Here is a 10,800-nt window from a genome sequence, read left to right as displayed (position 1 = left end):
GGGACTAATGCGCCAAAATCCGGATGGGCTGCTTACAACCAATATCTAAATCTCAATGCAAGTAAATTCAAAGCTGATCCGCCTCTAACTGGTTCTGTCCTGCTTTCGTTTCAGGTAGCTTCAGACGGAAAACTAACCAACATCAAAATTATCAAAGGCCTGAGCGAAGCATACGATAAGGAAGCTTTGCGTTTAGTCCGGAATGGCTCTCAATGGACACCATCCCCTGATGGGAAAGCTATCGAACAACGTATTTCCGTAAACTTCGGGCCATAATTAACGTGAAATATTGGTGAAGACACCAACATTTATCTCAATATCCCGGTTCAGTTTGTTGGTGGGAAACCAACAAACACCCCATAGCTTACTACCATTTTTTATTGAATCAGGTTGGTGTCTCACCAACTTGGTTTAAATCCCTAGTTCTTTTAATTGGTGTCTTCACCAATTAACTTGAATTTGTTGATGAAAACGCCAACATTTGCTTTAGTATTCCGTTTGTTTGTTGATCGAGATCAATAAAAAATCCCTGAGATAAATGACAATAAGATGGAATCTAATTGTTGCGATCTCAGGCCTATAGAATTTCATTAGCTTTGATTTTTAAACTAAACCGTTATGAACAAATTATTGATCCTAATCCCTGCTTTATTTGCCTTTGCTTGTCAGACGAAAAACAGTGATGATTTGAAAGAAGCAGCTAAAAAGTACGAAGATGTGCATTCATTTGCAGATCCGTCGAAAGCAATTGTAAAGCACCTTGATCTTGATATAAAGGTTGATTTTGATACTAAGCTGATTTCTGGAAAAGCATCCTGGACAATTGAGAATCCTGCAAAAGGCGATGAGATCATTTTTGACTCAAGGAATCTTAAAATCAGCAAGGTTACCCTGGGTGAAGAAGAAAAAGAGACAACATTCACTCTTGGAGACGTCACTGAATTTTTGGGTCAGGCCCTGACAGTGAAAATTGAAGCGGCAACATCAAAAGTTAATATATATTATTCAAACTCGGCCGATGCGGCTGCAGTCCAATGGCTTAACCCTCAACAAACGGCAGGGAAAAAATACCCTTTTATGTTTACACAATCACAGGCGATCCTGGCGCGCACATGGATCCCTTGTCAGGATAGCCCGGGCATAAGATTTACCTATAACGCTAAAGTTTCTGTGCCTAAAGAGTTGCTGGCTTTGATGAGCGCAGAAAATCCTCAAGAGAAAAATGCAGACGGCGTCTACACGTTCAAACAGCCAAACGCAATACCGTCTTATCTTATGGCGCTGGCGGTTGGAGATATGTCCTTTAAAGCGGTTGACAATCGTACAGGCGTTTATGCTGAGCCTGCTACGCTTGTCAAAGCAGCGTATGAGCTTGCAGACATGGGTAAGATGACCACTGCGGCTGAAAAAATTTATGGTCCATACAAATGGGGACGCTATGATGTTCTCGTTCTTCCCCCGAGCTTCCCTTTCGGTGGTATGGAAAATCCTATGTTAACCTTTGCTACTCCAACTATTATTGCTGGAGACCGCTCGCTTGTTAGCCTTATAGCTCACGAGCTTGCTCATAGCTGGAGTGGTAATCTGGTGACAAATGCTAACTGGAATGATTTCTGGCTAAATGAAGGCTTTACTACTTATTTTGAAAGGCGTATAGTAGAAGATGTGTACGGAAAGGACGAGGCGAAAATGCAGGAATTGCTGGGTTATCAGGGATTACAGGATCTTGTTAAAGAGATGGGTGCGACTAATGCCGACACAAAACTGAAGGCAAATTATGAGGGCCGGGATCCGGACGAGGGGGTGAGCGATATTGCGTACGAGAAGGGATATTCGTTCATACGAACTATTGAGGATGCTGTTGGACGTGAGAAGTTTGACGCGTTTCTTAGAGGATATTTTGATTCTCATGCATTTAATTCGGTAACCACCGAAGAGTTCCTTGCTTATTTAGAGAAAAATCTACTCAAAGGAGATAAGGCTTTACAGGACAAAATAAATATTAATTCATGGGTTTATCAACCGGGATTACCAACTAATAGTCCGGCTGTTGGATCGGACAGATTTAAATCTTTAGATAGTCTGATTAGCCAATGGCAAAAATCAGGTGATATTTCAGTATTGAATAAGAAGCTTGCTACCAATGAGGCATTGTACTTAATAAGCCATCTGCCAGCGGATGTTACCATAAAGCAAATGGCGGATCTGGATAGAACATTTAAATTCACTGCATCAGGAAATTCTGAGATTCAAGCGGCCTGGTATACCCTTTCGGTGCGAATGAAATATAAGCCAGCGTACTCAAATATTGAAACGTTTCTTACTGAAGTTGGCCGTCGGAAGTTTCTGATGCCTATCTACAAAGAAATGGTAAAGACTTCCGAAGGGAAAGTATGGGCGAAGAAGATCTATGCTAAAGCCCGGCCGAATTATCACTCAGTGGCGTATAATTCGATTGATGAGGTGCTGAAATAGAGTATCAAGAATCAAGAGCCAAGAACCAAGACGCATAACGGAGAGGTCTTTCAAGCGTAGATATCCTGCTTAATTAAAGGTGCCGAACCTGACTTATATAAAGTACTTCTGGCAATGGCAGGCAGCACAAAATCACGGATAAGGTTTAAGTTACCAAGACTAAAGAAGTCAGCCTGGGAATAAAAAAAAACGTTTTATTAAGAAAAATGTATCGGTGAAAAACGAATAAATCTTGATTCTTGATACTTGGCTCAGTAGTGTCCGGTAAAACTCAAAAGCAGAAAAAAAATAGGGGCCGAAGCCCCTAAATAGTTTAGATTCAAGTTGCGAAACTCTAAAAATAGACTATGCCCAAAAGTACATATTTTACCGGACAGCCGATACTTGGTCAATTACTTTCTTTAATTTCCCGCCCTAAAGTCGAGCAATTAGCTAAAAAGCATCAATCCAATCGCTATTGTAAGAAGTTCAAGACTTATAACCATTTGGTTACGATGCTTTTTAGCAGCTTTCATCACTGCAGTTCCCTGCGTGAACTCATTACGGGCCTTCAGGCGAATTCCTCGCGTCTGGGTCTGGAATACAATATACACCCAGAAGAAGCACACTTGCTGATGCCAACAAGCGTCGTTCTGCTAAATTATTCTGTGAGCTTTTCCATTCATTAAGGAAGCGTTACTATGGATTTTCCCCGGACAGCCCATTGAAAGGAAAATTAAATGAACGGCTTTTTATTGTCGATTCTACAACCATTACCCTATTTTCCCAGGTATTTAGAGCGTGCGGGAACGCCATGGCTAATGGCAGGAAAAAGGGTGGAGTGAAAGCCCATACACTCATAGAGCCAAAGATGACGTTCCTTGTTTTGTCCATATCACAGAGGATTGGATCAAAAACAGGATCTATTTCCATAAAACTCATATAATTGAGTTAATCAAATTTTTACCGGACAGCAATGGCTCTTGGATCTTGATTCCTCTAAACCGTTGTCCTAATCTTCAACTCCTTCAACTGCTCTTCAGCAATAGTCGAAGGTGAATCGATCATCACATCGCGGCCTGAATTATTTTTAGGGAATGCGATCACATCCCGAATGGAATCTAATCCGGCAAAAATGGAAACAAGGCGGTCGAAACCAAAAGCAATACCACCGTGCGGAGGAGCGCCGTACTCAAACGCATCAAGCAAAAAGCCAAATTGCTTCTGTGCTTCGTCAACACTGAAACCGAGATGCTTGAACATTAACGACTGAAGAGCCCTGTCATGGATCCTGATTGAACCGCCGCCAATTTCAGTACCATTGATCACCATATCATAAGCGTTCGCGCGAATTTCTCCCGGATTAGTATCAAGCATCGCAATATCTTCAGGTTTCGGTGAAGTGAACGGATGGTGCATTGCATGGTAGCGCTGAGTATCTTCATCCCATTCTAAGAGAGGGAAATCAAGTACCCAAAGTGGTGAGAATACATTCTTATCCCTCAAACCCAAACGGTTGCCCATTTCCAAACGCAGTTCACTTAACTGTTTACGCACTTTATCTTTTACCCCGGCCATGATGAGAATAAGGTCGCCGGGTTTTGAGTCGAAAGCTTCCGACCATTTCTTCAGCTCACCTTCATTGTAGAACTTATCAACCGAAGATTTAAGGCTTCCATCGCTGTTGTGACGAAGGTAAATTAAGCCTGTGGCGCCGATCTGAGGGCGTTTTATAAAATCAGTAAGCTCATCAAGTTGTTTCCTTGTGTATTCTGCACAGTTCCTTGCATTGATGCCAATAACGAGTTCGGCGTTATCAAATACCGGGAAGGCCTCACCCCCGCCTCTCCAAAGGAGAGGAGCCTGAGATTCCGGCAAGGTATTATTTTTAAGTTCCACAAACTGCATTTCAAATCTTGTATCCGGTTTGTCCGAACCGTAAAGGCGCATTGCATCCGCATACTGCATGCGCGGAACATCGATGAGATCGACATCCTTAACGTTTTTGAACAATGACCGGATCAGTCCTTCGAACACATTCAGAATATCTTCCTGTTCAATAAAAGCCATCTCACAGTCGATCTGAGTAAATTCTGGCTGGCGGTCAGCGCGCAAGTCCTCATCCCTGAAACATTTAACGATCTGGAAGTAACGGTCGAAACCTGAAACCATCAAAAGCTGCTTGAACGTTTGCGGCGACTGCGGCAGGGCGTAAAACTCCCCCGGGTTCATGCGGCTTGGCACCACAAAATCGCGCGCACCTTCGGGTGTTGATTTAATAAGAACAGGTGTTTCAACTTCAATAAAGTCGAGCCCGTCAAGGTATTTTCTTACCTCCTGAGCCATTTTATGTCTCAATACAAGGTTATTTCTAACCGGGTTACGGCGCAAGTCAAGATATCTGTATTTCGCCCTAAGGTCTTCTCCGCCGTCCGTTTCATCCTCAATGAGGAAAGGAGGCAGTTTAGCTGCATTCAAAAGCTCCATTGTGGACACCTTAATTTCAACTTCTCCCGTAGAAATTTTGAGATTTTTATTCGAGCGCTCAATAACTTTCCCGGTCACCTTAATTACGAATTCACGGCCGAGATCGCGAGCCTGTGCCCTTAAGTCTGCGTTATCATCAGAATTGAACGTTAATTGCGTAATACCGTACCGATCACGCATATCAACAAAGGTCATACCTCCCAGATCCCGGGATTTTTGAACCCAGCCGGTAAGCGTAACTTCTTTACTTAAATCGTTGATGGTTAGTTCTCCGCAAGTATGTGTTCTCAGCATAAAATTCCTTAAAGTGCCAAAAGTACGTTTTTTGAAAAACTGAAGTGCAATTTATTGTATTTTTGTATATATGGGTAAATTGTTAATCCTGGCAAATTAATATGACCATCTTAAAGACCAAAATAAAAAATATCCAATTTATTGGTACCGATACTATGCTTTTGGCCATGCCCAATGATCATACCTTTATCGTGCTGCTTGATAAATTTAAAGATATCCAAGCCCTTTCCAACGAAGAACGTGAAAACTTTGAAATTATTGACGGTGAAAACTTATCGTTTTTAGCTATCGATGAGATTTATAGCTTGCACGAGATGATTGGGTGCTAATGCAAAAGTTCCCTGAGATCAAAAAGATTTTTCAATTTCCCTTAAATAGGTTGAAGTATTGAATAAACTATCCTGATGGGTTAAACTATTGATAACTACATTAAATAATTTATCTAAGATTTTGGAAAGGAACGGTTTTGCTTTTGGCGGCCGGCAGTCCCGCTGTACGTTTCAAGTCCTCGCGCATGTAATTACATTAGATTGATAATTTCTTCTCGGGCTGCGGGCTTTCCACTGCCATCAGGTTTATAAACTCGGGACATTGCAGGAAACTCACAGTCATATCGAACAGGATTTTATATTTTATTAGAATTTTGATCGGGACGGGTTAGGGATCGAAATGAAAATCCTTTTTTGCGAAGCGAAAAAGATTGAAATGAAGAGCCCGGGCCCGCTACCGCGGGCAACCCCAAAAAAATAAAAGAATTATTTAACCGGAAAGAAGAATGCGCCGGTATTTTTATTCCTACATTTGCCTTATCAATAAGGGGTGCCTTGTTTGCGAAATCAAACACAAAAACAGGCTGAGATTAAACCCATCCAAAAAGTTGAGAGCCTGCCTGCCGGCAGGCAGGTTGAAAGTTGAAAGTTGAAAGTTTCGCGCGGAACTGTCCACTCTCCATTCTCCACTCTCCACTTAAGGAGCACCTGATCCGGATAATGCCGGCGGAGGGAGGTAATGTTAAGGAACTGTATAGAACCCCACTATGCAGGATGTTTAACTTTTTTATTTTATTCATTTTGAAACAATTATTAATCATCGCTGCGGCGATCCTGATGCCGTTCATGGCTTCAGCCCAATTTTCCGTTAGCGGAAAAATTACTGACAAACAAACTGGCGAGGCTCTAAGCCGGGCGGGTATCTATGTCGAAAACTCTTTCGTCTCTTCTCAGGCAGACCAGGCCGGGAACTATACCTTAAAGAATCTTAAACCAGGCCAATATATAATCCGGATAAGCTATCTGGGCTACCAAACCAAACAACAGAACATCTCTGTCACCAGCAATTCCACGATCAATTTCGAATTAAATCGTAATAGCTTGCTGGCAGATGAGGTATTAGTACGGGCTACCCGCGCCACCGAAAAATCTGCCACAACCTACAGAAACGTCAGCAAAGACGAGTTGGAGAAGAACAACCTTGGACAGGATCTTCCCTTCCTTTTAAACCAGACCCCATCTGTAGTTGTAAGCTCTGATGCCGGGAATGGAATTGGCTACACGGGAATTCGTATCCGCGGAAGCGACCCAACAAGGGTAAATGTAACAGTTAATGGAATCCCTTATAACGACTCAGAAAGTCAGGGTACTTATTGGGTTGATATGCCAGATTTCGCATCTTCGGTAGATAATATTCAGATCCAACGGGGAGTAGGGACGTCTACCAATGGCGCGGGTGCTTTCGGTGGAAGTTTGAACATCCAAACTACAACACGGCGGGATTCCTCCTACGCCGAGCTGAATAATACATTTGGATCTTACCAAACCTTGAAGAATACGGTCAATGTTGGAACCGGACTTATTAATAACAGCTTCAGTTTTGATGGGCGTTTGTCAAGGATCAAGTCTGACGGATATATTGACCGTGGCTCGTCTGATTTGAAATCCTATTTTGTGAGCGGTGCATATTACGGCAAGAGCAGCCTGCTTCGTGCAAACGTGTTCTCGGGAACTGAAAAAACGTATCAGGCATGGAATGGCATCCCGGAAAACCTGCTTAATTCCAACCGCACGTTTAATAGTTTTACTTATGATGATCAAACGGACAACTACGTTCAAAATCATTACCAGTTACTATACTCCAAAACGATTTCTTCTACTTTCTCGGCAAATGCAGCACTTCACTATACCCGCGGCAAAGGCTATTATGAGGAATTTAAAGAAAAACAGAGTTTCGCCAATTACGGCATAGCTCCATACACTGTTGGAGGAACTACCATCTCTAAAAGTGATTTGATCAGGCGCCGCTGGCTTGATAATGATTTTTATGGAATGACTTATTCATTCAATTACAATCCATCATCCGCGATCAACTTTACCCTCGGAGGTGCCTATAATGAATATGATGGCGATCATTTCGGAGAGGTAATCCGCGGACAATTTATTCCGATAAATCTGAACCTTCAACGCTATTACCAGGGTAACGGGTTCAAGAAGGATTTTAATACCTATGCTAAAGCAGATTATATTATTGGCAATTTGAACCTCTATGCAGATCTCCAATATCGCTCGATCAACTATAAGATCTCAGGAACTGATAAGAACCGGAACTCCTTAGCGCAGGATGATCAATTAAACTTCTTCAATCCTAAAATTGGTCTGAGTTACCAGCTTAACCAGGCCAGCAATGTTTATGCATCTGTAGCAGTTGCCAATAAAGAGCCAAACCGCGACGACTATGTGAACTCAACACCAGCTACGCGCCCATCATCAGAGAATTTGCTGGACATCGAGGCCGGTTACAGGACTCGCAGAGGTACTTTCTCCGGCGGACTGAATGCTTACGCGATGATATACAATGATCAGCTGGTGCTGACAGGCAAGATCAACGATGTAGGTGAATATATCCGCCAGAATGTTAAGGATAGTTATAGGCTTGGTGTGGAGCTCGATAGCCGATTACAAATAAGCAGCCAGCTGGCATGGGGCCTGACCGCATCAGTAAGTGATAACAAGATTAAAAGCTTCACCGAGTTTGTGGATGACTACGATAAGGGCGGCCAGATCGTAAACAATTACAAGAATGTTGACCTGGCATTTTCGCCTCAATTTATTGGGTCAAGTGAGTTAAGCCTTCGACCGTTTAAGCGTACTGAAATCGCATTGTTGAGTAAATATGTCAGTGAGCAGTATCTCGATAATACTTCTAACTCTGCCAGAAGCCTTGATGCATTTTTTGTTAACGATTTACGCATGAGCTATAACACTTCTTTCAAAGGTGTGAAAAATATCGGCCTGACCCTGCTGATTAACAACGTCCTTTCTGAGAAGTACGAATCGAATGGATATACATTCAGCTATTTATACGGGGGTGCATTTACAACTGAAAACTATTATTTCACACAGGCGCCAGGTAATTTTCTGCTTTCGTTGAGCCTTAAGTTTTAAAAAATGCAGGCAGATAAATTGCCAAAAGCGCCGAATTCGGACTGAGGGACAAAGAGATCATCCAGCCTGCCAAACATCGACAATATCAGAAAAGCTTGTTAGAGGAGGTTCCCGCGTTCGTGGGAATGACAAATTTGTTCGGGGGCTGGGAGGGGGACCTCATACATCGTTATTTAAAACGAACATTAAGCGCCCGAAGATAATCAGTTAAAATGAGAGTAAATTTACCCGGTTAACATTGCCACATGCAATCACATTATCATGAAGAAATACATCTCGCGCTTCCATTACCTCACCCAGGACTTGCCGCACCGCAGCCATATCGAACAAACAGAAATAGCGTGTAAAGCCGGCGCCAACTGGATCCAGTACCGTTGTTTCAGTAAAGACAATGATGAGCTTATAGCAGAGGTACACCAGGTCGCTTCAATCTGTGACGACTGGGGAGCGACTCTTATCTTAACCGATCATTACCATTTGCTCGATAAAGTTGACGCTCAGGGGGTTCATCTTGAAAATATGCAGGCAGATCTTAAGTCAATACGAAACATCATCAGTGATGAAAAAACTTTGGGCGCCTCAGCAAATTCAATAGCCGATATCCAACGGATCGCAGATTCGGGAGTTGTGGATTACATTGGCTGCGGCCCTTTTGGCCATACCACTACAAAACCGAATAATTACCCTATACTCGGAGTTACGGGCTACGAAAGCATTGTGCAGGAAATGAATAAAAGAGATTTGGAAATACCCGTCCTTGCCGTAGGGGGCGTAACAATAGATGACGTTGAAAACCTTCTTTCAACTGGCATTTACGGAATAGCAGTTTCGGCAGGGGTCAATCTTGCAGAAGATCCGGCTGCTTCACTAAAAGAATTCTATCGGCGGGTCTACTAAGTGAGGTTAGGGATTAAATAATCATCAGACAGGCACCATCTTTGTTCTCTGGTACTTGTTCTTTTATCCATTTTACCTAAGTTTGATCTATGTCCTCACACCACATCATCCGCGAAAAGCAAGAGCCGGCGCTTCTAATTATGAACCTCGACGGTTTTGAAAGCGAAAACCTCGGACAGATACTGGAGTGGAGTCCAACAGTTATCGTTCATGAAGACATTTATGATCTTGCGGATTCCCTGGCTTTAAAGGTTGATGGAGTTCTGACTAACAACCCCGATTTCTTTGCACAGGAGAATACCCGGATTATTTTAACAGATACAGATCCGTTGGAAGACTGCCTGAAATACCTTGTCGGAGAGGGTTATCCGGCGGTTAACATCATTACCAAAGAATTTACACTGAAAGACTACGCGCTTTTTGTAGATGATATCGACATTGTTGTTTTCATCGCCGACCAAAAAATATTTCCCGTTCGTTCTGGTTTCAGCAAGTGGCAGCCAGCAGGTGAAAGTGTTCAGCTGCTTCATGAGATCCATAACTTAAGCACCAGCGGATTAGTGTCAAAAGACGAGCAGGTCCTGGAAACCGAAAAGGATGGCTTTTATTCCTTCACGTTCGATCAGCCATTCATATTCATTTCGGAAAAGATCTGATGGAGATAGTTGAAGCTACTGACCAGGATATTCCGGTGATTCATGAGCTTGCGGAAAAGATCTGGTGGCCAACCTACCGTCCAATACTTTCTGAAGAGCAGATCAGTTTCATGCTTAAGAACATGTATTCTGAGAATGCACTCCGTGACCAAATGCATGGAGGCATTAAGTTCATCCTCGTAAAAAGGGAGAATGATAATGTTGCTTTCGCAGGATACTCTACAGAAAACGGTTCTGACTCCGTACTCAAGATCCATAAGATCTACGTCCTCCCATCAGAGCAGGGTAAAGGCACAGGCAAAAACCTTATTGACTTTCTGACTGATGTTGCCAAGGAATTGACCATTCCTCGAGTCGAACTTAATGTGAACAGGGCAAATCCCGCCCTTGGCTTCTATGAGAAAATTGGCTTTCAGATCAAAGAGAGTGTCGACATTCCGTATCATCAGTTTGTGCTGAATGATTATGTGATGCGGAAAGAGGTTTTTTAACCGCGGAGTACGCAGAGTACACGCGGAGTACGTGACTCGTCCTTAATTAGGTTGACAGTTTTTATAAAGATAAATACATTTATT

General features: G+C 42.7%; 10 protein-coding genes. 8 read left to right on the top strand and 2 right to left on the bottom strand.

Translation table 11 applies throughout. From position 1 onward, the window contains the following. The 3 genes from WKF69_RS15840 to WKF69_RS15830 form a co-directional block, all read left to right on the top strand. On the top strand, positions 1 to 276 hold a 276-nt coding region (locus tag WKF69_RS15840), incomplete at its 5' end, for a TonB family protein (RefSeq protein WP_340383101.1). Positions 277 to 618: 342 nt separating this feature from the next. After that, entirely contained in the window at positions 619 to 2,475 is a 1,857-nt protein-coding gene (locus WKF69_RS15835; protein ID WP_340383100.1) for a M1 family metallopeptidase, read from the top strand. A gap of 347 nt (positions 2,476 to 2,822) precedes the next feature. Beyond that, positions 2,823 to 3,143, top strand: coding sequence for a DUF4372 domain-containing protein (locus WKF69_RS15830; protein ID WP_340383099.1), 321 nt, complete (start codon positions 2,823 to 2,825; stop codon positions 3,141 to 3,143). Between the two features lie 10 nt (positions 3,144 to 3,153). On the opposite strand, the gene WKF69_RS15825 is transcribed toward WKF69_RS15830, so the two are convergent. Both WKF69_RS15825 and aspS read right to left on the bottom strand, forming a co-directional pair. Next, a complete protein-coding gene (locus WKF69_RS15825; protein ID WP_340383098.1) occupies positions 3,154 to 3,396 on the bottom strand; it encodes a hypothetical protein in 243 nt (80 codons plus the stop codon). 57 nt (positions 3,397 to 3,453) lie between these two features. Beyond that, on the bottom strand, positions 3,454 to 5,235 hold the full coding sequence (aspS, locus tag WKF69_RS15820; RefSeq protein ID WP_340383097.1) for an aspartate--tRNA ligase: 1,782 nt from the start codon (positions 5,233 to 5,235) through the stop codon (positions 3,454 to 3,456). A gap of 101 nt (positions 5,236 to 5,336) precedes the next feature. On the opposite strand from aspS, the gene WKF69_RS15815 reads away from it, so the two are divergent. From WKF69_RS15815 to WKF69_RS15795, 5 genes are all read left to right on the top strand, one after another. Beyond that, on the top strand, positions 5,337 to 5,564 hold the full coding sequence (locus WKF69_RS15815) for a hypothetical protein (RefSeq protein ID WP_340383096.1): 228 nt from the start codon (positions 5,337 to 5,339) through the stop codon (positions 5,562 to 5,564). Between the two features lie 741 nt (positions 5,565 to 6,305). Then, the gene (locus tag WKF69_RS15810; protein WP_340383095.1) at positions 6,306 to 8,672 is read left to right on the top strand and encodes a TonB-dependent receptor; all 2,367 of its coding nucleotides are present in this window, start codon (positions 6,306 to 6,308) and stop codon (positions 8,670 to 8,672) included. 261 nt (positions 8,673 to 8,933) lie between these two features. Then, complete coding sequence (locus tag WKF69_RS15805) at positions 8,934 to 9,569, top strand: thiamine phosphate synthase (RefSeq protein WP_340383094.1); 636 nt, start codon at positions 8,934 to 8,936, stop codon at positions 9,567 to 9,569. An 89-nt stretch (positions 9,570 to 9,658) separates the two neighbouring features. Next, positions 9,659 to 10,225: a thiamine pyrophosphokinase gene (locus WKF69_RS15800; protein ID WP_340383093.1), complete on the top strand. Its 567-nt coding sequence runs from the start codon at positions 9,659 to 9,661 to the stop codon at positions 10,223 to 10,225. Beyond that, positions 10,225 to 10,716: a GNAT family N-acetyltransferase gene (locus tag WKF69_RS15795; protein ID WP_340383092.1), complete on the top strand. Its 492-nt coding sequence runs from the start codon at positions 10,225 to 10,227 to the stop codon at positions 10,714 to 10,716. The genes WKF69_RS15800 and WKF69_RS15795 overlap by 1 nt, the downstream gene beginning before the upstream one ends. Positions 10,717 to 10,800 lie beyond the last annotated feature (84 nt).

The organism is Daejeonella sp., assembly GCF_037719425.1.
Taxonomy (GTDB): domain Bacteria; phylum Bacteroidota; class Bacteroidia; order Sphingobacteriales; family Sphingobacteriaceae; genus Daejeonella.
This window is presented reverse-complemented; position numbering and strand designations above follow the sequence as displayed.

Coding starts and splice junctions, on each gene's coding strand:
- WKF69_RS15825 (WP_340383098.1), bottom strand. CDS start 3,396: ATGAGTTTTATGGAAATAGATCCTGTTTTTGATCCAATCCTCTGTGAT.
- WKF69_RS15830 (WP_340383099.1), top strand. CDS start 2,823: ATGCCCAAAAGTACATATTTTACCGGACAGCCGATACTTGGTCAATTA.
- WKF69_RS15835 (WP_340383100.1), top strand. CDS start 619: ATGAACAAATTATTGATCCTAATCCCTGCTTTATTTGCCTTTGCTTGT.
- WKF69_RS15805 (WP_340383094.1), top strand. CDS start 8,934: ATGAAGAAATACATCTCGCGCTTCCATTACCTCACCCAGGACTTGCCG.
- WKF69_RS15800 (WP_340383093.1), top strand. CDS start 9,659: ATGTCCTCACACCACATCATCCGCGAAAAGCAAGAGCCGGCGCTTCTA.
- WKF69_RS15815 (WP_340383096.1), top strand. CDS start 5,337: ATGACCATCTTAAAGACCAAAATAAAAAATATCCAATTTATTGGTACC.
- aspS (WP_340383097.1), bottom strand. CDS start 5,235: ATGCTGAGAACACATACTTGCGGAGAACTAACCATCAACGATTTAAGT.
- WKF69_RS15795 (WP_340383092.1), top strand. CDS start 10,225: ATGGAGATAGTTGAAGCTACTGACCAGGATATTCCGGTGATTCATGAG.